This window comes from Natronorubrum sediminis, assembly GCF_900108095.1.
Lineage (GTDB): Archaea > Halobacteriota > Halobacteria > Halobacteriales > Natrialbaceae > Natronorubrum > Natronorubrum sediminis.
The window spans coordinates 204,822-228,726 of record NZ_FNWL01000005.1 but is presented as its reverse complement, the minus strand read 5'-3'; the positions used below and the strand labels follow the sequence as shown (position 1 = coordinate 228,726).

Here is a 23,905-nt window from a genome sequence, read left to right as displayed (position 1 = left end):
GCGAGGTAGCCGCCGAGAACGAGCGGGATGGAAGTTGATGAATCGATGACGACTGTGTGGAGAGAGATTGTCGCAGGATCCGCTGTGCGTGCTTCGCCGTGGCGGAGCGCAGAGCGAGCGCGGGTACTTACTCCATGTAGCCGAGGCCTTTCAGACGATCCTCGACGTCCGTGAAGTCGTCGTCGACGCTTCCGTCGGTGTCAGATTGCGTGACGCCCGTCCGTTCGACTTTCGTGGACGCGGGTTCGGTCTCCGTGTCGAAGGCGTCGAAGAGAACGCGGCCGTCGGCGTTTTTCGGGACGGGTTCGCCGATGCCGTGTAAGAGCGTCGGGGCGATGTCGACGACTCGGGCCCCGCGCAGCGTCGCTCCGGCCTCGATCGACGGGCCGCGACAGAGGACGATTCCCTCTTTCCGATGGCTCGCCGCGTACGTGCCGGTCGGGCCCGTCGCCTCGTCGGTGATTGCGTTGCGGGCCTCGTAGACGTCGTGGCCGTTGACGATGAGGTCCGGCGAACCGTCGTCGGTCGGGAACAACTCGTCGCCGTCGAGGACTTTGAGCATCGGCGCTCCCTCGTCGTTCGTGACCGACTCGAAGAGGTCGGTGAGTTCCGCTTTGAGCGCCGGTACCTGCCGTGGCTCGACGACGCCGCTATCGAATCGTTCGGTGTCGTTGATGTACAGACAGCCGGCGCCGTGGACGAACGCGGCCGTTCGCTCGTAATCGACGTCGTAAAGGGCGTGGTCTCCCGGAATCTGCTCGGCGACCGAATCGACGAGCGAACGCGGCAGCGTCGAGACGATCAACTCCTCGGAGATCCCGACGCGCTCGAGGGCGTCCGTAATCCGGTCTCGGGAGATACCGAGGCTCGCGAGCGCGCCGCGCGTGCCGTCGTCTTCCTCCCTGAAGAGGTAGCCTTCCTCCTCGAGGATGTGATTGACGTAGACGAGTTCCTCGATCGGCCCGAAGCCGTGGTCGGAGGTGACGTAGAGGTCGGCGTCGTGTTCCTCGGTGTAGTCCATCACTTCGCCGAGGATCTCGTCGAGTTTCTTGTAGTGAGCGAGCAGTCGGTCCATGTCCCAGATGAGGTGTTGGAACCGATCAGGTGCGGTGAAGACGAAGAAGAACAGCCGCCAGTCGTCGCCGGCTTCGGCCATCTGGAGGTTCATGACCGTCCGTCGGTTCTCGAGCATGTCGTTGACGGCGACCTCGAATTCCTCGAGGCGATCGGCGTACTCCGGATAGTCGAGGCTGATCGTGTAGTCGGGGATCTGCGACTCGATGTCGGCTTTCAGTTCCGGCGGATGGGTGTACTCCTTGTCGGTCGACGGCGTCATCATGCCGGTGACCATCGAGCCGTCGATTTCCTGGGGCGGGTACGTCATCGGGACGTTGCCGACGTGGGCTGGCGAGAGGAGATCCCAGAGCGCCGGCTGTTGCATGTCGTAGCTTGTGTACATCTCGTGGGAGTACCCCGACGAGAGATTCTGAAAGCCGTAGAGACCGTGTTTGTCCGGCCAGACGCCGGTCGCGATGGAGGGCCACGCGAGCGGCGTCGTCGCCGGTTGCGTGCTCTCGAGAGTGCCCGAGGCACCGTCCTCGCGCATCCGAGCGAAGTTGGGGAGTTCCCCCTCTTCGCTCCATTGTTCGATGAGTCTCCACGGAACGCCGTCGAATCCGAGCACGAATGCGCGCTCGGCTGGGGAAGACCTGCTCATGATTGGTATTTGAGACGTCGGGGACGTCTGCTGTCTCGGTGGTACCGGGATGGCGGCTTTGTTATGGGGAGATTTCACGGCTGTTCGGGATGGTAACCCGCCAATCTGATTGTGCTAGTGAGGAATGTCGTGGGTTCTCATCACACGATTTGTGCCGATCGTATCATGTCACTATAGATGCGGCCACTGGCTGTCTCCGCCGACAGGCAATCCATAACAAAACGATGTCTCCCGCAGGTACTGAGGTATGGCATGGAATTATTGGGTAGTCGCTGGTGGTGGCCTGCGTGGGTAGCGTCGTCCTCTCTCTCGATGCCGAACTCGGCTGGGGCTTTCACGACCTCGAGGATCCGCCGACGGACCGCCTGGAAGCCGGTCGCCGCGGCTGGAGCGTCATGTGCGATCTGCTCGAGGAGTTCGACGTGGAAGCGACCTGGGCCGTCGTCGGCCACCTCATGCTCGAGTCCTGTGACGGAACGCACGCCGACCACCCGGCACCTCCCGGCTGGTTCGAGCGCGAACGCAACAGCTGGGCGGATCGCGAGGACCTCCGATTCGGCCCCGACCTCGTTAGACGCGTCCTCGAGTCGGACGTCGATCACGAGTTCGCCAGCCACTCCTTCTCGCACGTTCTCTTCGGCGACTCCGCGACGGATCACGACCTCGCCACGGCCGAACTCGAGCGAGCGACCGAGATTGCCGCCGAGTGGGGCCAGACCGTCGATTCGTTCATCTATCCCCGAAACGACGTCGGGCACCGGGACGTACTCGCAGAGCACGGCGTGAGCGCCTACCGCGGCAAATCCCCGACGAGAGACGGCGTTCGAGGCCTCTTCGATTCGACGCTACGAGACCAGTCGATGCTCGTCGAGCCCGAAATCGACGAGTTCGGGCTGGTCAACGTTCCGGCCTCGCTGTTCCTCTTCGGGTTCGAGGGCCCCGCACGGACCGTCGCTGAGTCCGTCTGGGCGGATCCGATGCTCGAGTTAGCCCGTCGCGGGATCGACGAGGCGGTCCAGACCGATGGCGTGTTCCACATGTGGCTTCATCCGAACAATCTGACGTCGAAACGAGACGACCAGCGGATGCGTGCGATCCTCGCCCACCTCGCTCGTCGTCGCGAGGAGACGGACCTCACGGTCGAAACGATGGCTGACGTCGCGAACCGACTGCATCGATCACACGGCCTCGATGGCCTCGACAGCGTGTCGACACACGTCGACGGGCAGGCGACTGCGGGTGGGGCGAGTAGCGCCGGCGGGAACTGATCGGTGAAACGCTCTGCTGGTCAGACGGGCACGTCCGTGAAAGCGGCTATTCGTCACGGAACAGCCCGACGTTAAACTCAGTTTCCCACTGTGGACGTTCTGGGCCCGGCATTTCATCGGCACAGTCTCGCAGTTCGTCCATCGTCGTCCAGGGGTAACACTGATCCATCGCCTCGAACCGTTTGAAGAAGCTGAGATGGACCCAGCTGTATTCGGCGGGCGGTTCGTCGATGTCGCTTTGACGCTCTTTGATGCGGTCGGTAAGTTCTCGCTCGGTGATATCGACGCCTTCCTCTTGGGCTGTCCTCAGCAGGGATGCGAGTTCCGCTTTTTTCTTCTCGGCGACTCGCTGCTCACTCTCAGTATGATCGACAGCAGCGTAGTACACCGCCAGTGCAGCCTGGATGACGTCTTCTCGTGTCTCTAGACTATCGCGAGTGAGGCCAGTGTAGTCGCGCGGAAACACGACCGTCTTGTTTACGAAGAGTGCTCTGACGACCCCGAGCTCCGGGCTCTCTCCGCCGTCTTCCTTCTCGTAGACGCCTGCAATGTAATCTGCCGCCTCGCCGAGGAGGTTGAGCTTGACGTCGAATTCGGGGATAACCGCAGTATCCAAGTCGATCGTATCCCCGAGAACGATCGATTCGGCGTTTGTTGGCATGTTGAGGCAGTTAGCGAACGCTCGAAGACGTCGTCCGTACGCGCCGCGGTAGCTACCGAGAATCAGATAGCTCCTATCGGCTTGCTCGAACCGAGGAAGCTCTTCGTTCATATAGCGGACGACTTCGTGGTAGTCTCCCTGTGGTGGGGAGTGTATTCCCTCGAAAATTCGGTCGACGGCCCGGTAGATGGCATACGAATTGCGTGGGACCCGTGGGCCACTCATATTCTAATCTATAGATGTGTTCGCCTTAACCGTTCTTATTCAGGTTGGGAATAATACTATTTCCCAACCTGGCTATCCCGAACAGTTACGTGAGCGGAGACGGAATGGACACGTAATGAGTGATAGTGTGGGGAGCCCACGAAATCTGGGCGGCGACGAGTCAGACTCATTTGGTGGCGATGACGTTCTGCCGATCGAGAAACAGCGACGAGTACACCAATTCCTCACGCAAGAAACCCGCTACCATATCGTTCAGGCTGTGCTCGGGCACCCGGGGTCTCTGGTGACGCTCGACGAGTTCGAATACCTCGTGCCCAAGAATCGCTCCACCATCCGGGAGCATCTCGACCGGCTCGCAGAGAAGCAGGTGATGGTGAAGTACAAATACCGTGGAGATGAGGCCGAGCGTAACGATCCACGGGAGTTCTGGGGGTTCACCAGCTACGGAATCACCCTCTTAGATGAGTACAGCTACCTCCGGTACGTCCCGGTTTTGCGTGCCCTCCAGGAGAATCTCTATACCACCGAGAAAATCGAACGGCATCGGAACGCGTCGCGACCAGACCTGCCAGACGACGTTCGCGCCGCCCTCAAAATTCCAGAGATAGACGACGAAACGGAGGCCAGTATCGATGACGCGCTCGCTGCTCGAGAACGAGGTGGCGACGGGCTCTTCGATGCGCCGCCAATCGAGCCGGATGACGACGTCGAGACTGAATCCGGTGCAGACCGGCCGTTCGACGAACTCTTCTAGGCTTCCGGGTGCGTTCGAGTACGCACCTGGTCAACCGTGTCCCTTCTCGAGACGCTCATCTGAGTCCTTTCAGAGCGTTTTCGATGCAGCACCCGACGACCGAAGGGCGCTGCTACGACCCGACTAAGACGGGTAGGGCGGCGATAACAAAGCCCGCTGGCAGTCGGGTTGCGAGCAGATGCCTGCAACACTTCTTGGCCGGTGGTCCGACTCGAGTGCCCTTTCGCTCGGCATCCTCGGCGTCGGAAACATCGGCATGGTACACCTGAAATCGGCCAGCGCGATGCCGGGGGTCACTCCCGTCGCGGCCGCCGACGCGGTGCCGTCGAATCGCGACCGAGCCGAGTCTGCCGGTGTAGCCCGAACGTACGACGATTACACGACGCTCCTCGAGCACGAAGACCTCGACGCGGTGGTCGTCGCGTTGCCGCCGTTTCTTCACGCGGACGCGGTTGAACGCGCCGCCGAGGCCGGCGTCGACGTCTTCGTCGAAAAACCCCTCGCGCGAACGGCCGAGGAGGCCGAGGAGATGATCGAAACCGCTCGCGAAGCCGATATCGCCCTCGGCGTCGATCACACGCTTCGCTACCAGCCCGACATGGTCGGCGTCAAAGACGAGTTCGACGAGGGGCGGGTCGGACACGTCCCCTACGCCTCGATCACGCGGCTCAACGACGGGCCGCTCGGTCGGCCACCCGCCTCCGAAGCGCCGCCAGCGTGGCCCCTCGATCCGGAGGCCGTCGGCGGCGGCTCCTTGCTCGAGTTAGGCGTCCACTGTCTGGACGTCCTCGAGTGGCTCTTCGGCGACCTCGAGGTTCAGAGCGCCTCGATGGGGCAGACGCTCGACGTGCCCGTCGAGGACGCCGCGACGGTGCTCTTGCGCGCGCCGGAGACGGAGACGACGATCACGCTCCACTGTGGCTCCTACCAGTGGGAGCAACTGCCCGAGGTCAACACGCGACTGCGCCTCGAGGGGATCACGGGCACGATCACGAATCAGGATCACCTGCCGGCGAACTTCTACGCCGACGCCGCTCAATCCGCACTGACGAACGCCACGAGTCGGCTGCGCCGAAGCGATCCCGACGTATTCGGGCCGACGTTCTACTTGCAGGCCCACTACGACGCGCTCGAGGACTTCTGTGATGCCATCCGAAACGACGAGGCCCCGCCCGTTGGCGGCGACGTCGGCTTGCGAACGCTCGAGTTGGCCGAACAGGCCTACGAACTAGCCGCAGAGGGCGACGACGCCGCCCTCGAGGTTCCGGAGGTGGTCTCGTGAGCGTCTGTCTCGCCGGCGTCGACGCCTCGGAGCGACGCGGCGGCTGGGACCCCGACAGCGACGGTCGACGGGCGACACTCGAGTCGCCGATTCGGACGCTGCTCGAGTCCCACGCGGGCACGCTCACCGCTGCCGATCGACTCACGCTCGTTCCGGATACCCACTATCCGTTCCATCCCTCCTCTGGGATGGTCACCGACCCCGCCGTCGTCGCCGCCCTCGTCGACCACCTCGAGGGGCGAACGACCGCCGAAATTGCCGTCGCCGGAATCAGCGACGATCGAATCGGCTTCGATCGAACGGCTGACTACCTCGGCTATCCGACCATCCTCGAGTCCACCGACGCGACACTCGTCGACCTGGCGGACGAACCGCGGCGAAATCAGGTGGTCTCAGTCGACGGCGACCGACTGTCGCTCACCGTCCCCGAACGACTTCTCGAGAGCACCGTCGTCGTCGTGCCGACGCTCCGACCGACCGAGGACGGCCCGGTGGCGGGCGGGATGCGCACGCTCGAGCGATTCGTCTCGAGCGTCGACGACTCCGAACTGACCGCGCTCGCGGCGACGCGGGCCGCCGAACCCGTGCTCACCGTTCTCGACGCGACGACCGCCTACGGTGGCGATCCGGTCGCTGCTGACACCCTGCTGGCCGGACCGACGCCGCAAGTCGATGCGCTCGCCTCGTCGCTGCTCGAGCGTTCGATCGCCGACGATTCGGCCCTCGAGAACGCCTTCGGCGTGTCGGTGCCCTCGATCACCGTCGAGACGCCGAACGACGGGGTCAGCGTCGACGTTGACTCGCTTCGCCGCCGACTGCCGAAAGGCGAGTTGCCGCCGCCGGACGACATGCACCCCGCCGTGACGGCTGCCTACAGACTCTACGCGACGGTTTCCGGCGACGCCGTCCCACCACAACTCGAGCAGGGACCATGACCGGGTCGACTACCGCCGCCGTCACCGGCGCGACGGGATTCCTCGGGTCTGCCCTTTGTGAACGCCTGCTCGCGGACGGCTGGGACGTTCGCGGACTGAGCCGTCCTACGTCGGATCGCGGCGACCTCGAGGGCGTGGAGTGGTACGTCGGGGACCTCTTCGACGATGAGACGCTCGCGGACCTCGTCGACGGCGTCGATACCGTCTTTCACCTCGCCGGGATCGGTCTCTGGAGCGCCGGCCCGGAGACCGTCTACCGGGTCAACGCCGACGGCACGGCGCGCGTGCTCGAGGCCTGCCGGCAGGGCGATGTCGGCCGACTCGTCTTCACCAGCACCTCCGGGACGCGTCGTCCACCGGACGGGGCGGAGGTTGCGGACGAGACCGACGTGGCCGAACCGATCGGCGCGTATCAGGCCTCGAAAGCCGAGGCCGAGCGCATGGTCGACGAGTACGCCGCCACGGGCGGAGACGCCGTCACCGTTCATCCGACGTCGATCTTCGGCCCCGGCGACGAGGAGTTCACCGCGCAACTGCTCGCGATGGGCCTCGAGCCGACCATGCCGGCGTACCTCCCCGGTGGCCTGAGCATCGTCGGCGTCTCCGACGTGGTCGACGGCCTGTTGTTGGCCGACGAACGGGGGACGAACGGCGAGCACTACGTCCTCGGCGGGGAGAACCTGACCTACAATCAGGCCGTCAGGCGCATCGCACATGCTGCCGACGGCACGCCTGCCCGGATTCAGGTGCCGTCGCTGGCGATTCAGGCCGCCGGTCCGGTCGCCGAAGCCGCCAGCGCCGTCGCCGGCGTTCGGATGTTTCCCTTCGACCGACAGATGGCGTCTCTCGCCACGCAGCGCCTCTTTTACACCTCGAGAAAGGCCGAGCGGGAACTCGGCTACGAGTATCGGCCGCTCGAGGACCACCTTCCTGAGACGATGGCCTGGTACCGCGAGGAAGTCTGATCCTCACAGTCCGCAACCGATGAAAGTGCAATTGTGCTGACCGTCGAAACGGTTTCTACGGTGGATCGTCGAACTCGTTGAGCCTCGCGGGATCGTCGGCTCGAAGCGAATCCCACCAGCAGCTGATGACGGCGAAATAGATTTCGTCTCTTACTCTTGCTGTGCGACGTTTTCGACCCGTCGAGTTGACGTTCCAGCGACGCGTTCGTAGATCTCGAGTAATTGACTCGTCGTTTCCTCGAGGCTCACCTCGCGGACGGCCTCGCGACCGTTCGAACGCGATTCGCGCTCGAGGACGCTGATCAGGCCTTCGATGAGTTCCTCGTCGGTGCGCCCGACGTAAGAGGGCGTGACGCCGGTTAGTCGCTCTCGAACGTCCCCGACGTCGGTTGCGACGACGGGGAGGTTGCAAGCCATCGCCTCCTTGACCGAGTTCGGAGAGCCCTCGCTTTTCGAGGTCAACAGGAGGGCGTCTGCAGCGTTCATGTAGTCGGGAACCGTCTCGTGGGGCACGTCGGAGACCGTCCGCAGGTCGATCGGGCGCTCGAGAAAGTTGCTGGCCGCGGCGACGATTCGGCGCGCTCGTGGAAAATCCTTGACCCCACGTTTTGGCGAGTACGGAAAGAGGACCTGGTAGGCGTCGCCCGTCTCCCAGTCGATTTTCGCTCGAGCGCGCTCTCGTGACTCCGGTTGAAACTTCGTCAGATCGACGCCGTCGGGGATGACGTGTGCGTCCTGTCCGAGCGCCTCACGCATTCGATCCGACATGACGACGACTTCCTCACACAGCGGCGCACACAGTTGACTAAGTGGTTTGACGGGACTGTGTACGTCCGAACCCCACAGCGAGAGGACGACCGGCGTTCGAAGCTGTGCGAGCGCGATCGGTGCCGTCAGTCCGTAGTGTGCGTGAATCAGATCGTAGCCGTTGCTCGCCTCGGCGACCGCCGACGGAATCGTGCGGAGGTAATCGAGGGCCGTGCGGTCGGTTTCGTCGTCGGTCCCGTCGACCGTCACAATCTCGAACGTGACCCCGTGGCGCTCGAGAGCGTCCATCTGCTGATTCATAAACGGTGCGTCGGCGCTGTTCGTGATCGTGAGGACGTGCATTAGCCGACTATCTGCGTGCTACCAGCACCCGGCGTTTTGTTATAAACAGAACTGCGATCGGCCGGCAGACCGAAATCACCAGCTTCCGCGTTATCACTCCTCGAGAACGACGCTCGTCGTCACGGCGACCGTGGTTTTCTTCACGTACTCTTATAGATCGATGTGGCCCGCCTGTGGCTTCCATTAGTCGTCGCTGGGAGCACGAGGGTCGCCGCCACGACACGGATGTTATCGGCGACGGCGACCTCGTTCCGTCGTCGCGTCGCGCTCGGTCGTTCGTCGGTAGGCTCGAGGAACGCCACCGACTCGAGACGGTAGCTACGCGTTAGGGCGGGTTTCACGCCCGTTTCTCCGTCGGCGCGCTCGTTCACGCTCGGCGAGAAATTCTTCGCGAACGGGTGTATCAGGTAGCTGTGTGATTACAAAGGATCACTCAGGCGTACGGTCTGTCGATGCGGATCCTCGTCTTTGCAAACACGCCTGCACACGTCCACCTGTATCGACACGTCGTCGACCGCCTCGAGGACGCGGGCCACGACGTCCTCGTATTGACTCGGGATTACGCCTGTACGACGGCGTTACTCGACTACTTCGAGCTGCCGTATCGGGTCTACGGCGGCCACGGCACCGACCGTTACTCGAAACTTCGCTTCGCTCGAGAGTTGGGGGGACAGATTCGAACGATCGCGCGCGAAGCCCGCCGATTCGGCCCCGACGTCGTCTTCGGTCGCGGCCCGTACGCGGCGTTCGCCGGGACGCTCACCCGAACGCCGGTCGTCCTGGTCCTCGACGACGAACCGGGTGACTTCAACTACGCCGTCTCTCGGCCGTTCGCCGACTGTATCCTCTCGCCGGCGGTCACCCGCCGCGACCTCGGGGACGCCCACTACACCTTCGAGGGCTTCAAAGAGTGTGCGTACCTCCACCCCGCCGTCTTCGAACGGGACGAACCCGTCCGGGAGCTACTCGGCGTCGACCCGGACGAACCCTTCGCAATCGTCCGGTTCAACGCTCTCGACGCGCTGCACGACACCAGCCTCGAGGGATTCGAACCGGAGCAGCGACGTGACCTGATCCGCCGACTGAGCGAGCACGCGACCGTCTTCGTCTCGGACGAGGGCGACGACATGGACCTCGAGGACCTCTCTGCCCAGTGGTACGACCTCCACCCGGCCCTGATCCACGACGCGATGGCCGAAGCGTCGCTGCTCGTCGCGGATACGGGAACGATGGTCAACGAGGCAGCCCTGCTCGGCACGCCCGCGATCCGGTATCGAGGAACCGACGACCACGAGTACGGCGAGTTCGTGGAACTCGAGCGCGCCGACCTGGCCAAACAGTTCGACGACTACGACTCGCTCTGTGAGCACTCACTCGAGTTACTCGCGGACGACGGCACGGCCGAACGCTGGCGACGACGCCGCGAGGAGTACGTCGCAGACCTCGTGAACCTCTCCGAACTGTTGGTCGACGTCGCCGAATCTCGTGGTTCCATCGATCGACTCAGTTCGTCGACGCGTGGCGCCTTGCAGGCGAAGGGCCACGATCGACCGCAGATCTAATTCTGAACTCCGCTCTCGAGCACTCGCGTCCGTTCTTAGCTTCACTATCCACACCCGGCACGAGCAAGTGCGAGATGTATCAGTCAGTCTGACGATAGTTGTGCCCATGTATCGCTCACTTTTGCTCGCGACCGACGGGACGGACGGCGCACGACAGGCCACCGATCACGCAATTACTCTCGCCGAGCAACTCGGCGCGAGTCTCCACATCGTCTCGGTCTCCGAAGACGGTCCTCACAGCTCGGAAAAGCAAGACGAGATGCGTTCTGACCCGGAGAGCGACGCCACGAGCGCACTCGAGGACGCCGAGCGAGCGGCCCTCGAGCGCGACCTCGAGGTGACGACGACCGTTCGCCACGGCGTGCCACAGGAAGAGATCGTCGACGCCGCCGAGACGAACGCGATCGACATGGTCGTCCTCGGTACGGCAGGTCGGACGGGACTCGATCACCTGGTGGTGGGAAGCGTCGCCGAGGAGGTCGTTCGAAACGCACCGGTGCCGGTCGTCACCGTCCGTGAGCGGACGTAATCGGCCGCCGACCGTCCACAATCCACGATTCCGCGCGGTCGCTTCTAGCACTCCGCTCTCGCTACTCACGCCCGATTCCGGAGGTGCCGTCGGTGAGTGACTCCCCCGTCCCCACGGGCGACGTGCTTCGCGTTCTCGTCGTCGGCGACTCGAGTCAGATCGACGCCACGATGGCCACGCTCTCCTCGCAGTTCGATTCGGTCTCGCTCGTTCGCGAACGCTCGCTCGCGAGCGCCCTCGAGCGACTCGCCCGCCTCGATATTCACTGCGTCGTCTGTCAGTTCGACCCCGACTCGGGCGAGCCACCCCCGATCGCAGGGATTCGCACGCGAAGTGACAGCGTTCCGATCGTCGCCGTCACCGGCCACGCGGCGGATGCGAGGAGAGAAGAGCGAGCCCTCGAGGCGGGCGCGAGCGTCGTCGTCGATTCCGAGGATCCCGCGTCGCTCGTCGGCACGCGCGTGAAAACTGCTGCGCGACAGTATCAACACGCGATGGAATCCGACGGCACCACGGAGTCGATTCTCGAGCGATCCGACGCCCTCGTGTGCGTCCTCGACGAGTCGGCGACGATCGTCTCCGCGAACGGTGCCGTCGACGAGCGATTGGGCTACACACCCGCGGAACTCGAGGGAACGCCGCTCGCCCAACTCGTCCACCCGGACGACCGCGAGCGGGTGCAGACTGTCTTCGAACGCGTCTCGAGGGGGGCGCTCGGAGCGAACGAGCGAGTGTCGGCGCGAATCGGACGCGGCGACGGCACCTGGAGCGCCGCCGAACTCTCGGCTCGAAACCGACTCGCGGATCCACGAGTGACGGGCGTCGTCCTCACGCTCTTGCCCGTCTCGAGTCCAGCGACTGGCGCAGCCGATTCGACCCAGACCGTCCTCGATTCGATCGACGACCCGCTGTTTACCCTCGGCCCGCAGTGGGAGATCAGGCAGGCGAACGCCGCGGCCCGCGACCTGTTCGAGACGACGGACTCGTCGCCTACGGGAACTGTCATCTGGGACCTCCTCGACGAACGCGTCAGGTCGACGTTTTACGAGCGAGCGCTCGAGGCCGCCCGGACGAACTCGGCCGTCGAGTTCGAGACGCCGTATCCATCCCTCGAGACACGTCTCGCAGTCACGGTCTCTCCCCACGAAGCCGGTGTGGTCGACGCTGACGAAGGTACAGAAACAGAGATAAATACAGAGACAGGCTGGGAGACAGACACAGACGGAGACTCGGATACGGACACGAACACTGGGTTCACCGTGCACGCACGGGCGGTTCCGCCCGACGGTTCCACGGCCGTCGACCGAACCCGATTCGATCTGCTCGAGTCCGTCGTCGACGCGCTCGGCGACGGCGTTCTCGTCCTCGAGGGAGAGACGATTTCGTTCGCGAACGCCACAACACTCGAGTTGACCGAGGACGACACGCTCGTCGGTCGCGGACTCGAGGCCGTGTTCGACGACGCGCTCGCGGCCGCGATTCACGAGCGTGCGAGGTCGCCGCTCGTCCGGTGGATGGACCCGCTTACGGGCACACTCACCGCCGGCGACGATTCGGTGCCGGTCGACGTATTCGTCACACCACTCTCGGCTGACGACCGAACGCTCTGCGTCGTCCGCGACAGAACCCGATCGCCAGCCGGCACGCTCGAGACACTCGAGTCGGCGACCGACGAAATCCGGGACGCCGAGAGTTTCTCAGACGTTACGTCGGCCGTTCTTGAGGCCATCCTCGAGTACAGCGGTGGCGACCTCGGTGCCTGGTACCGACTCGACGACGACGCCCTTCGACCGGAAACGGTCGTCACTCCGACCTCGCGTTCTCCTGGCGAACTCGCGTCGATCGACCGCGACACGCCTCCCCTTTCGAGTTTGCTCGAGCACGGGGCGGACGGGTCCGATTCGAGCGGGCGAGGCGAGTCGGGAACAGTGGATCCACCCGAAATCACCGCGACCGTTTTCGACCGCGCGGAGTGTGAGTCGCTCCTCACGCAGGGAGGGCTCCGTGCCGAACGGTTGCTCGTCGTCCCCCTCCCACCACACGGAATCGCTCTCGTGGCCAGTTCCGATCCGTTAGCGTTCGAGCGAATCGATCGAGAGCCACTCCTCGCCATCGGCCGGGTCGGTGCCACCGCACTCGACGCCCTCGAGTCCGCGGCGGATCGCCGGGCAACCCTCGCCGAGAACCGCCGACTCGAGACGGCCCTCGAGCGCTGCCAGCGTCTCCGCGAACACGAACGGGACATCCTGGCCTGTGACTCTCGCGGTGAGATCGAACGAACGTGCTGTGAGGCCGCGACTTCGATCCCCCTCGAGGAGTCCGCCGGAGCGGTCGAGTTGGCGTGGATCGGTCGCATCGACACCGGGTCCGAACGAATCGTGCCGGAGGCGTGGGCGGGGGACGACGTCGACGACCTCGAGCCGGTGGCGATTCCGGCCGACACTGTCGATCCCCGCCGTTCGAAGACCGACGACGCGAGCCTGGAGGGGACGCACCCGGCCGCGCTCGCTGCGACGACGCTCGAACCGGTCGTCGTCGACGCAATCGACGCCGACGGAACGCAACCCGATCAGGGGTGGCGGCGACGAGCGCTCGAGGAGGGTCGACGATCCGCGCTGGCCGTCCCACTCGTCGTCGACGGACGCTGTTATGGCATGCTCACCGCGTTCGCAGACACGCCGTCGGCGTTCGACGACTCCATTCGCGAGCGCTATCTGGAACTCGCGACGGTCACGAGCTACGCGCTCGCCGCGGACGAACGCAAACGAGCGCTCCTCGCGGATCGCCTCACCGAACTCGAGGTGGCCGTTCGACGCGATGACGACGGCGACGGTGACGCGCTCTCGGCCATCGCTCACGAGGTCGGCGGAGAACTCACCGTGCAGGCCATCGTTCCGCGAGCGACGGGTGCGTCGACGGTGTACTGTGCCGTCCGGGATGACGAGGCCGGTACCGCCCAGTCCGTCGTCGACGCCATCGAATCGGTCGAAACCGGTCGGCGCGTCGGCGATGAGTCGGAACCGCTCTACGAGTTCGTCCTCGCCGAGCCAACCGTCGCGGAGTCACTCGCAACTCACGGGGCCAGGGTTCAGTCGGTGGCACCCGCTGGCGATCGAACCCGATTCGTGCTCGAGGTGCCCAGATCGACCGACGTGAGATCGATCCTCGAGGTGCTCGAGCGAACCAGTGGCGACGTCGATTTGCTGGCTCGTCGGGACCGCGACCGCTCGATTCACTCCGGCCAACCATTCGACGCCGACCTTCGCCGGACGCTCTCCGAGCGACAGCTCCGAACGCTCGAGGCGGCGTACTACGGCGGCTTCTTCGCGTGGCCCCGGGAGAGCACCGGCGAGGAAGTGGCCGATTCGCTGGGCGTTTCCCAACCGACGTTCAGCCGTCACCTCCGGGTTGCACAGGGGAAGGTATTCTCGTCGCTCTTCGACGACCGGGCGTGAGCGCGGTCTCTCCACCGCGGTCGCAGCTGGTGGATCCGAGCTGACGGATCGCCGTCGTTTGGCTCGAGGATTCACCTCTGTATCCGGTATCGCCGTCTTACTTTCGCGAACGACAGCGTCTGCGCTCGGTAATCGACTATTTCTCTCAGGGGCGAACACTCAGCAGGAACGACGCCTGAATAGGTATAGCATCGAAAGCCGATACGATTTGCTGTATAGCGTCTATCACCATGCGCGCGGCGTCGAATGTGACACTCGATGAGTGAGTCTACGGTAACGAGCACTTACAGCACCCGTCTCTCCGGATGGGAGATCTCTCTGTGAGCACCGAGCACCAAGAATACGACCGAGACGGGACGGTTCTCGAGTCGCAGGCCGACGGCGGCATCGTCACCCAACTCCGACTCGAGCACCCTTCGCTGTTGCTCGGGCCAACGCTGCGTCGCGTACCGACCGTGACGGTCACGCCGGAGTACTGGACGACCGTCGAGACGGGGCGCACGCTCGTGTTCTGTTCCGTCTCCGGCGAGTCGTTCGACGCCTTCGAAACCGCCCTCGCGGTCGACCCCACGGTTACCGAACCAGTGCTCGTTGACCGCTACCCCGACCGACGGATCTATCGCCTCGTTCGAACCGACGAGACGATCCCAATTATCGCTCGAGCCGCGTCGGTCGGCGGCCGCCTGCTCGACCTCTCGAGTTCGCGCGACGGCTGGCTCGCGCAGTTTCACTTCCCCAGCCGAGACCGACTAATTTCGTTCAACGAGTGCTGCCGAGAGCGAGAGATTTCGGTCTCCGTCGATCATCTTCGGGTGTCGGACGACGACGACGACGGCGTCGTCGCACTGACGGACAAACAACAACAACTCCTCGCCGTCGCCTACGAGGAGGGTTACTTCGAGGTGCCTCGTGGCATCTCACAGGACGAATTGGCCGAGCGACTCGGTGTCTCGAAATCCGCCGTCTCACAGCGGTTACGTCGGGCAATTGGTCAACTTTGTACGTCGACGCTGTGTCAACGGTAGTTGACAGGCCCTGTTAAAATTCTTAACAGCTGATAGAAGTCGCCTGCTGAATACAGAGGATTAGTGCAGCACGCCGACTTCGTTTGTTCCACGTCAAAATCAGTGAACCATCCGCTCACTATACGTGCGAATCGAACACGAGCATTCGCGCGAACGAGCGGTCCGAAGGACCCGGTAGTGAGCGCGATTCGCCGGTCGAGCGAAGCGAGACCGGCTTTTTGGCATGAACGGGTTTTCGTCGAGCGGAGCGCCAAGCGCACCCGAGGCGAAAAGAGGTTCGCCTGTACTGATCGTTCAACCCACTGCGTTGATCACGCTCAGATCCGTGCCACATTCGCGCCTTGTATTCAGCAGGGCTCCTGAGATATGTCATGTTTCAAGCATTTCAACAGAGCATAGTCAACACACACTCGAGGACATGCAGAAAACACTCGCCACCGCGTCGCCGATTACTCTTCGTCGCTGTCTTTCATCGAGCCGAGTTGCGAGACGAGTTCGTCGGTCGTCGCATCGGATTCGAACGACAATTTCCCGTCGTGATCGTTTTCGTGAACGTTCACTGCTTCGACGTCGTCCTCGTCGTCGGCAGTCTGTTGCTGCTGCTCGGATTCATCGTAGCTACCAAAACCCATACCATGTAGTTCATTGGAACTGCCAAAGGTGTGGCGATTCGTTCTCAATTTCTGCGTCGCCGGGACACGCACTCGAGTGACAGACTCGCGACCGCGCACGCTGGGACGTCGTTTCCGCACCCACCCCGACACCGTCCCTGCGTGGGGTCTGGACCGGAACCGTGGTGTGTTCACCAGCCGGCGACGCCGCCTAACCGACCGACCCACCCGACGCCACAGGCCGCCCGCAGAATCCGACACCCCGCAGCCTATTTCAGGCGCAGGTACTGTCGGTCGTACTCCGGTTCGCCCTGTCGCGGATGAATCGTGATGAACGACTCCGGTGGCAACTCGCTCAATCGCGCCGGCAGATCCTCGAGTTCCTCGTGCCAGCCGACGTCGCCGCGACGGGGTGAGATCGTCACGACCAGGTCGTCGTCTTCGGTTTTGTCCTCGAGGCTCGTCAGCAGTTGGCTCCAGTCGGATATTTCGTCGAAATCCGCCGGGACGTCTTCTTCGACGAGGCTGAACAGTTGCTCGAACTGGTGGGCCGAGCCGTCGACGACGATCACGTTCAACTCCGCACCGAGGCTCGTGGCGATTCGCTTGACGCTGTGGACGGCCTCGTAGAATCCTTCGTGGTGATCGGCCCCGATCGGGACGACCACGAAGATCCGTTTCGTCGTGTTGATCGGGTGTCCGAGTCGTGAGATCATCACGGGGAGCGTCGTCTGCTCGAGCACCTGATCGATCGTACTCCCGAAGATCCGATGGCGGAACGTCGAACTCGCGTCCCAGCCCATGATGATCTGGTTCGACTGCACCTCGACTGCTCCCTGGACGATCCCGGACGCGATATTGTGATTCACGCGCGTTTCGGTTTCGATTGGGACCTCGGCGGCGCTGCCTGCCGCCGCGAGCCCCTCGAGATCCTCGGAGACGGAGGCGACTTCCGTCTCGGTCGCCCGGTCGCCGTTTGGCTGGATGACCGTCATCACGTGAACGGGTTCACCACCTTGCTCACCCTTGAGGATAAAGGAAAGCTCGAGGAGGCGCTGTTGTAACTCGGCGTTGTGCGACAGCGGCAACAGGATGTTGGGGTCTTTGGCGCTGTCGTCTCCGTCGCCGACCTCGCGCTCGAGTGCGACGCTTCTCGCCGCGCGCTCGGTTACCCACGGACTCAAGAGTGCCGTGACGAGCAACATGAGGACGACGGCGTTGAGCACTTCCGCACCGAAGAGTCCGGCATCGAAACCGATGAGGGTGATCGCCAGTGCCGCTGCGGCCTGCCCGACGGAGAGGCCGAAGATGACGTTTCGCTCGTTGGTCGTGTATCCCTGAATCTCGGCGACGAGCCACGCCGCGGCGCCTTTGCCGAGGACCATCACGACGACGATGAGCGCGGTGATCTGCAATGTCTCCGGCCCGTCGAGGATCACGCTCGGGTCGACGAGCATGCCGACGTGCAAGAGGAAGAACGGGATAAAGAAAGCGTTGCCGACGAACTCGATTCGGTTCATCAGCGTGCCGCCCTGTGGGATCATCTGATTGAGTGCGATTCCGGCGATAAACGCCCCAAGAATGCCAGAGAGATCGAGTAGTTCGGCGAGACTCGCTGCGGCGAAGATACCGACCATCACGAACAGGAACTCGAAGTAACTCTCCTCGCTGAAACTCTGGAAGAACCACCGAGACACCGGCGGCAACACGAACAATGCGCTCCCAAAGAGGATGGCGAGCGAGCCGATGACTTGCACGAACAACCAGACGGTGAGTCCGCCGTCGACGGCACCGGTCACGATCGCGAGTACGACGAGCGCGAGCGTATCCGTAAAGAGAATCCCGCCGAAAACCGCCGTGACGGCGCGGTTTTTCGTGACGCCTAATCGATTGACGATCGGGTACGCGAGCAGCGTGTGCGAGGCGAATACCGACGAAAGCAAAAGCGCTGCCCAGATGTCGAGCCCGAGAATCAGGTGCGTTGCTGCCGTCCCGATCGTAAACGGGATGAAGAAACTCGCCAGGCCGAACAGCGCCGCGTTCTCCGGTGCCTCTTTGAACCCTTGAATGTCGAGTTCGAGTCCAACCGTGAACAGGAGATAGATCAAGCCAACCTCGCCGAGGAGTTCGATCGCGTCCGAGTGTTCGACGACCTCGAGCGCACCCGGGCCAATCGCCGCGCCGAAGAGGACGATGCCGACGATACCCGGCTGGCCGAGTCGCTTGACCAGTAACGGCCCGACGAGGAACACGGCCATGGCGATCGTAAAGACCAGTACTGGGTCCTCGAGTGGGACGTCGAAGCTATTGATGACGAGAGGGGTGTTCATCGGTGTTGTGAGTGCCTACAGGTGCGGTAATCGGCCCATCGGAGGCGAAATCGCCTGGCCGGTGGACCGAACGACAGTTCCGGCAAACGATGCAGCTTTCGTGCGATTTCGACTCGTAACAGCGTAATCGTCGCGAAAAAATGGCTGGAAAGGTAATAAAATGTGTGATTCGGAACGGTGGATTCGGATACGCGTTCAATTTGCTTTCGTATCGACTGCCAATGATGCAGAAATAGCGCATTTCCACAGTATTTAGAAAAATATGTTCACGTTTGTTCGTCTCGAGATCGTTCTTCGGTCGTCGTCGCGTTCAGATGGCCCCGAAAATCACCACCTATCGTGGCATTTTCGGATGGCCGCTGACAGTCGCCGACCGTCCCGTTCGTGGGACACCTCGAGCGCTATTTTCATCAGTTCCTTGAGCGCTTGTTTGCTTTACATACCGGAACTAATGCCTGCTGATGAGAACTCAATTTACACTTCGAGTCCGAAATATGGGGTGTCTTCCCAAAATAATCGTATTCCTGATTACCGTTGCCTTTGCTAACAGGGCGTAGACAGCGCCCGTACGGGGTTGTTACCGGCTAGCTACCGCAGGTAGTAGTCCGTCTATAGTAATGGGTGCCGGTGGGCACCACTGTATCATGTCCGTGCACCGTTCGCCGACTCGAACAGTCGCCACGGACGAACGACTACTGATGACACGATCACGACCGTCACGAGACGTGTTTCGATGTCACACGTGCGTTCGTTCGAGGTCGCGTCCAGAACCCACCCTGACATCTGGAGCACCGTCCGTGTTCGGACAGTCGTTTGGAGAGTGAGCTATTCATGTGTGGAATAATCGGCCGCGTCGGTGATGGAAACGCTCTCGAACCGTTGTTAACCGGGCTCGAGAATCTCGAATACCGCGGCTACGATTCGGCTGGTATCGCCGTTCAAAACGGTGCTGGTATCGACGTCGAAAAGCGCTCCGGGAAGGTGGACGAACTGAAACAATCGATCGGTGACACCCCGATCGAAGGCGAGGTCGGCATCGGCCACACTCGTTGGAGTACCCACGGGCCACCGACCGACGAGAACGCCCACCCGCATACGGACGAAACGAAAGACGTGGCCGTCGTTCACAACGGCATTATCGAGAACTACGCCGACCTCAAATCGGAACTCGCCGAGTACGGGCATACGTTCACGAGCGATACGGACACCGAGGTCATTCCGCATCTCATTCAGTACTACCTCGACGACGGACTCGACAACGAAGCGGCATTTCGACAGGCTATCGACGACCTCGAGGGGAGTTACGCCGTCACGGCCATGCTGTCGGGCGAGCACGTCCTCTACGCTGCCCGACAGGGCTCGCCACTCGTCGTCGGTATCGAAGACGGCGAGTACTTCCTCGCGAGCGACGTCCCCGCGTTCCTCGAGTACACCGACAGCGTCGTCTATCTCGAGGACGGCGACGTCGTCATCGTCGACGACGACGGTGTGACCTTTTCTGACCTCGCTGGCAACCCGGTCACTCGAGAGTCCGAAACCGTCGAGTGGGATCCCGAACAGGCGGGGAAGGGTGAGTACGACCATTTCATGCTCAAGGAGATTCACGAACAGCCAACCGCGTTAGCGCAGGCGCTCGAGGGGCGCATCGACCCCGAGAACGCCCGCATCTCGCTCGGCGATTTCGAACCCGGTACGTTCGACGACATCTCGAGCGTCCAGTTCGTCGCCTGTGGGACGTCCTATCACGCCGCGTTGTACGGCTCGCTGACGTTGAAACAGGCTGGAATCCAATCCGATGCACTCCTCGCGAACGAGTACAGCGTCTCCGCGCCACCGATCGACGAGGAGACGCTCGTCGTCGCGGTGACGCAGAGTGGCGAAACGGCAGACACGTTGAACGCCCTGCGCCACGCCGCCGCCGAGGGGGCGACCACCGTGACCGTGACGAACGTCGTCGGTTCGACTGCTGCTCGAGAGGCCGACGAGGCGTTGTTCATCCGGGCCGGCCCAGAAATCGGCGTCGCCGCGACGAAGACGTTCTCCTCGCAGGCCGTCATGCTCACGCTGCTCGGCCAGCGAATCGTGGAGGATCGCTTTGGCGAACCCGCAGTCGACTTCGAGACGTTCCTCCCCGAACTCGCGACGATGCCGAGTGCACTCGACGACATCCTCGTTCGCTCGGACGCCGAAGCGATCGCGAACCGATACGAGGACAGCCAATCGTACTTCTTCATCGGCCGTGGACTCGGGTTCCCGGTTGCACTCGAGGGGGCACTCAAATTCAAGGAGATCACCTACGAGCACGCGGAAGGATTCGCCTCGGGCGAACTCAAACACGGGCCGCTCGCACTGGTAACCCCGGAGACGCCCGTGTTCGCGGTGTTCACGGGTGAGGAAGACGAGAAGACGCTGAAAAACGCGTCGGAGGCGCAGACCCGCGGCGCTCCGCTCGTCGCCGTCTGTCCGGAGGGCCACCGCGCCCTCGAGGTAGCGGACGCTCACCTCGAGATTCCCGAGACGGTTCCGGATCTCGCCGGGTTGCTCGCGAACGTCCAACTCCAGCTCGTCTCCTACTACGCGGCGGACGCGCTCGACCGGCCGATCGACAAACCACGTAATCTCGCGAAGAGCGTGACCGTCGAGTGAGGGTTCGCCAACACGAATATGGGAGAGGGTGGAACGAGTGAAACGGTAACACGCCTATCGCTACTGTTTCGCAGGACGTTCGGATCGCGTACAACTGTTTTACACGGATCGTTTGCTCGTTGATTCCGCCGGGAAGGAGTCACCGACGCCGTCGGAACCGAAACTCCCCCCATGGCTTCGGATCCGTTGGTCGCGTCGGGTCCCGACCGTGACTCGACCGTTCGAGTCGGAAGTTGTTCCGGAGAGTGTCGCGTGGTGTGTCAATCGTTCAATCGACCCTCTCCAAACGTGCTAACAATAGTCATACACGTAAGAACAACACTTGCAATCGCCACGGGTTCTCGCCTCGAACGCGAGTGTGAAATTCGTCTTCGCTACCGAGCCCAGAGTGGTGGGGGTGTTCGCTTAGCCTTCGGTAGCTACGCGGGCTCAAACGAACCATTACTGGATAGAAATATTGAATTTCCGCAGATCGTGGGGGTAACGCGGTCATTCTCGATTTCGTTTTTATCACCTGCTACTCACACTCGAGGCAAGAACGAATCCGGCCGGAAGCAGATTATGCGGTCTATAGTAAATACCCTTCTGTGGTTACGAATTGATGATGTCGACGGAACCAACCGACGCGAAGTGGACGCCGATGATGTCTGGCCAACAAACGACCTCCCCACGCTGTGTCAACTGTGGGAACCAGGTCACCCGACAATTTTCCCGCGTGTTCGGCGACAATCGTGACGTGGTCCACGCCTGCCCCGACTGTGCGACGTACCGAGAGATGAAAACGTCCGATTTCATCCCGAAGGAATCCCGATAGCGTCCTCCTGACAGTACAGAGTCCCTGACGTGACACCGCTGTGATCGATCCCGCCGACGCTGGTAATCCGCGAATACGTGTCGTCGGTCCCGCTTCGCGATTACGACGACGCTGCTCTCCCATGCCGGCGACCGCTCGTCTCCGTCCCTCGCGGTCGTTCGGACGGTAGCAACTCCGTTTGCCAGCGTCGTCACCTCCACTCCGTCGCTTCTCCGGTGGCTGCTCCCACCGGTGAACTAATCGGGGCCCGTGCGAGTCCACTCGCCAGTCCCCACTTGGTTCTCTCGTTGGCCACTTACTGTACCCTGATACCAAACGGCCCAACCGATCCCAATCCCCCTAACCCGACCCGCCCCGTCTCGAGTCCGCGTCTGCTCGCCTCGAGCTCACTCCTTCCCCATTCAGTACAATCTTCTCCCCGTTCCTTCACCCGTAGACGGCTGGTGAAGTCGCGTTAGTCACGTCCTATTTCGTTGAACTGTCGACATCGTATATACGAACCGCTCACATAGTCACCCGCGAGAATGCTTACAGCGACGTTGTCCCAGCGCGATCCGTCCTCGAGCGAGCAGCACCGACGGTCACCAGCATCGACGCGGCGTCTACCGACCCGTTCTCCACCCTCACGTATCGGCGGTGGGAGTCACGGAGGTGGCCGATGAGCGCAACCGGATCCGACTCCGAACTCGAGACAGACGCGGATGGGGAGGCCACCGACGCAGCCGACCCAACTCCGTTATCCGAGCTTCCGCCGAGTTCGAAACTGGTCTATAAGGTCCTCGAGTACGAGGGCTCGATGACCCAAGAGGAGATCGCAACCGAGTCCCGCCTCTGCCCGCGGACCGTCCGTTACGCACTCGGCAAACTCGAGAGCGAAGCCCTCGTCGCCAGTCGGGTTTCGCTGGCCGACGCTCGCCAGTCGAAGTATCGTATCGACGAGTAAGACTGCGACGACGAACTTGGGACGCTCGGAGTACGTTTCTCGCCGCCAGTTCTCGACGCTAGCGGTGTTTTTGATACTGATCGACGAGGAAGTCCACCCCGAACGCTCCCGACGTAATTTCGTAGTGCGTCTCGAGTCGCGGGTTGAACTTCGCCTTGTAGCGATTGATGCTCGGGACGCCGGCCCCGACGAGATCGTACGTCTCGAGGCCGTCCCGTAGCCCGTCTCGCATCGCGTGCCAGTCGAGGAGGTCGTTGATCGGCAAGTCGACTTCGGTGTCGGGCTTGACGCCACCCTGCCAGCGATAGCGTGTCGTCTTCGATTCGGCGATGAGAATCCCACCGAGGAACTCGCCGTCGACGCGGCAAACGTACGGTCGGATCGCGCCGTCGGGGAGTTGCTCGTGCACCGAGCGGGCGAACTCCGGCGTCAGTCTGAACGATTGGCCCTGGCTTTCGTACCGATTTGCCACCTGTTCGACGATCCGTTCGACATCGTCGTTCGTTCCTTCTTCGATCACGTAGGCGTCTTCGTCGGCGTTGCGCACGTTGCTCCGCGCGTCACTGCTGAAACGATTCAAGAGGTCCTCCTCGGACCCCTCGAGGTCGACGATGTACGTGTACCCCGGTTTCACGTCGTAGCCGTTCCAGATGAACGGCCGAACGTCGTCGAACTCCGCCGAGGCGACGAACTTCGTGTACAGCGGCGAAATCTCGCGATCGATCCACTCGAGACAGCCGTCGAGAAACCGTTTCGTTCGTCGGTCGGCCTTTCGCTGTTTGAGTTTGTCGACGTTGACCATCGCCGGGCCGAGATAACACGACCACGAGTGTGGCGCTGGCGAGAAGACGCCGGTAATCGGCCCCTTCGCGTATTCGAAGACCGGAAACAGTCCGACGGATTCCTGGCCTTTGAAGCCGGCCAGCAGGTGGACGTCGGATCCCGTATCATCCGCCTGAAGCCGCAGTGCTTCCGCCCGAAAGAACGGGTTCGTTCCAGCTGATCGCTCGACGTAGCGGTTCCACTCGTCTGCGTCGGTTCGTGGATCGAGTGTCGTCACTTCGATAGCCATC

The 23,905-nt window shown here is 62.5% G+C and carries 19 protein-coding genes; 13 read left to right on the top strand and 6 right to left on the bottom strand.

The window, feature by feature from the left end; translation table 11 throughout:
• Window positions 1–127: 127 nt before the first annotated feature.
• Window positions 128–1,717, bottom strand: a complete 1,590-nt coding sequence (locus BLW62_RS17425) for an alkaline phosphatase family protein (protein WP_090508300.1) — start codon at window positions 1,715–1,717, stop codon at window positions 128–130.
• 287 nt (window positions 1,718–2,004) lie between these two features.
• Between BLW62_RS17425 and BLW62_RS17420 the strand changes: the two genes are divergently transcribed.
• Window positions 2,005–2,985 carry a polysaccharide deacetylase family protein gene (locus tag BLW62_RS17420; RefSeq protein WP_090508299.1) on the top strand — a complete coding sequence of 327 codons (981 nt, stop codon included), beginning with the start codon at window positions 2,005–2,007 and terminating at the stop codon, window positions 2,983–2,985.
• Between the two features lie 46 nt (window positions 2,986–3,031).
• Here the strand turns inward: BLW62_RS17420 and BLW62_RS17415 are convergent, their stop codons facing one another.
• On the bottom strand, window positions 3,032–3,871 hold the full coding sequence (locus BLW62_RS17415; RefSeq protein WP_090508298.1) for a DUF8170 family protein: 840 nt from the start codon (window positions 3,869–3,871) through the stop codon (window positions 3,032–3,034).
• 115 nt (window positions 3,872–3,986) lie between these two features.
• Between BLW62_RS17415 and BLW62_RS17410 the strand changes: the two genes are divergently transcribed.
• From BLW62_RS17410 to BLW62_RS17395, 4 genes are all read left to right on the top strand, one after another.
• Window positions 3,987–4,625, top strand: coding sequence for a hypothetical protein (locus BLW62_RS17410; RefSeq protein WP_090508297.1), 639 nt, complete (start codon window positions 3,987–3,989; stop codon window positions 4,623–4,625).
• 178 nt (window positions 4,626–4,803) lie between these two features.
• Complete coding sequence (locus BLW62_RS17405) at window positions 4,804–5,907, top strand: Gfo/Idh/MocA family protein (RefSeq protein WP_090508296.1); 1,104 nt, start codon at window positions 4,804–4,806, stop codon at window positions 5,905–5,907.
• The gene (locus tag BLW62_RS17400; RefSeq protein WP_090508295.1) at window positions 5,904–6,842 is read left to right on the top strand and encodes a DUF362 domain-containing protein; all 939 of its coding nucleotides are present in this window, start codon (window positions 5,904–5,906) and stop codon (window positions 6,840–6,842) included. The genes BLW62_RS17405 and BLW62_RS17400 overlap by 4 nt, the downstream gene beginning before the upstream one ends.
• Window positions 6,839–7,807 (top strand): NAD-dependent epimerase/dehydratase family protein, encoded by a 969-nt coding sequence (locus tag BLW62_RS17395; RefSeq protein WP_090508294.1) that lies wholly within the window; start codon window positions 6,839–6,841, stop codon window positions 7,805–7,807. Before BLW62_RS17400 ends, BLW62_RS17395 begins: the two co-directional genes overlap by 4 nt.
• Window positions 7,808–7,957: 150 nt before the next feature.
• Here BLW62_RS17395 and BLW62_RS17390 read toward each other — a convergent pair whose 3' ends face one another.
• Complete coding sequence (locus BLW62_RS17390; protein WP_090508293.1) at window positions 7,958–8,917, bottom strand: glycosyltransferase; 960 nt, start codon at window positions 8,915–8,917, stop codon at window positions 7,958–7,960.
• A gap of 173 nt (window positions 8,918–9,090) precedes the next feature.
• Between BLW62_RS17390 and BLW62_RS18860 the strand changes: the two genes are divergently transcribed.
• From BLW62_RS18860 to BLW62_RS17365, 5 genes are all read left to right on the top strand, one after another.
• Window positions 9,091–9,246: a hypothetical protein gene (locus BLW62_RS18860; protein ID WP_175459795.1), complete on the top strand. Its 156-nt coding sequence runs from the start codon at window positions 9,091–9,093 to the stop codon at window positions 9,244–9,246.
• 123 nt (window positions 9,247–9,369) lie between these two features.
• Window positions 9,370–10,479, top strand: a complete 1,110-nt coding sequence (locus BLW62_RS17380; protein ID WP_090508291.1) for a DUF354 domain-containing protein — start codon at window positions 9,370–9,372, stop codon at window positions 10,477–10,479.
• Between the two features lie 106 nt (window positions 10,480–10,585).
• The gene (locus tag BLW62_RS17375; RefSeq protein WP_090508290.1) at window positions 10,586–11,008 is read left to right on the top strand and encodes a universal stress protein; all 423 of its coding nucleotides are present in this window, start codon (window positions 10,586–10,588) and stop codon (window positions 11,006–11,008) included.
• Window positions 11,009–11,100: 92 nt separating this feature from the next.
• Complete coding sequence (locus BLW62_RS17370; protein WP_245726743.1) at window positions 11,101–14,463, top strand: bacterio-opsin activator domain-containing protein; 3,363 nt, start codon at window positions 11,101–11,103, stop codon at window positions 14,461–14,463.
• Between the two features lie 305 nt (window positions 14,464–14,768).
• Complete coding sequence (locus tag BLW62_RS17365) at window positions 14,769–15,488, top strand: helix-turn-helix domain-containing protein (protein ID WP_175459794.1); 720 nt, start codon at window positions 14,769–14,771, stop codon at window positions 15,486–15,488.
• 449 nt (window positions 15,489–15,937) lie between these two features.
• Here BLW62_RS17365 and BLW62_RS17360 read toward each other — a convergent pair whose 3' ends face one another.
• The gene (locus BLW62_RS17360; RefSeq protein WP_090508289.1) at window positions 15,938–16,120 is read right to left on the bottom strand and encodes a DUF5786 family protein; all 183 of its coding nucleotides are present in this window, start codon (window positions 16,118–16,120) and stop codon (window positions 15,938–15,940) included.
• 248 nt (window positions 16,121–16,368) lie between these two features.
• Window positions 16,369–18,429, bottom strand: a complete 2,061-nt coding sequence (locus tag BLW62_RS17355; RefSeq protein ID WP_090508288.1) for a cation:proton antiporter — start codon at window positions 18,427–18,429, stop codon at window positions 16,369–16,371.
• 831 nt (window positions 18,430–19,260) lie between these two features.
• On the opposite strand from BLW62_RS17355, the gene glmS reads away from it, so the two are divergent.
• From glmS to BLW62_RS17340, 3 genes are all read left to right on the top strand, one after another.
• Entirely contained in the window at window positions 19,261–21,075 is a 1,815-nt protein-coding gene (glmS, locus tag BLW62_RS17350; RefSeq protein WP_090508287.1) for a glutamine--fructose-6-phosphate transaminase (isomerizing), read from the top strand.
• A gap of 604 nt (window positions 21,076–21,679) precedes the next feature.
• The gene (locus BLW62_RS19045; protein ID WP_076583640.1) at window positions 21,680–21,889 is read left to right on the top strand and encodes a DUF7563 family protein; all 210 of its coding nucleotides are present in this window, start codon (window positions 21,680–21,682) and stop codon (window positions 21,887–21,889) included.
• Between the two features lie 658 nt (window positions 21,890–22,547).
• Window positions 22,548–22,832: a sigma-70 family RNA polymerase sigma factor gene (locus BLW62_RS17340; protein ID WP_090508286.1), complete on the top strand. Its 285-nt coding sequence runs from the start codon at window positions 22,548–22,550 to the stop codon at window positions 22,830–22,832.
• Between the two features lie 58 nt (window positions 22,833–22,890).
• Here BLW62_RS17340 and BLW62_RS17335 read toward each other — a convergent pair whose 3' ends face one another.
• The gene (locus BLW62_RS17335) at window positions 22,891–23,904 is read right to left on the bottom strand and encodes a lipid II:glycine glycyltransferase FemX (protein WP_076583414.1); all 1,014 of its coding nucleotides are present in this window, start codon (window positions 23,902–23,904) and stop codon (window positions 22,891–22,893) included.
• Between the last annotated feature and the right edge of the window lies 1 nt (window position 23,905).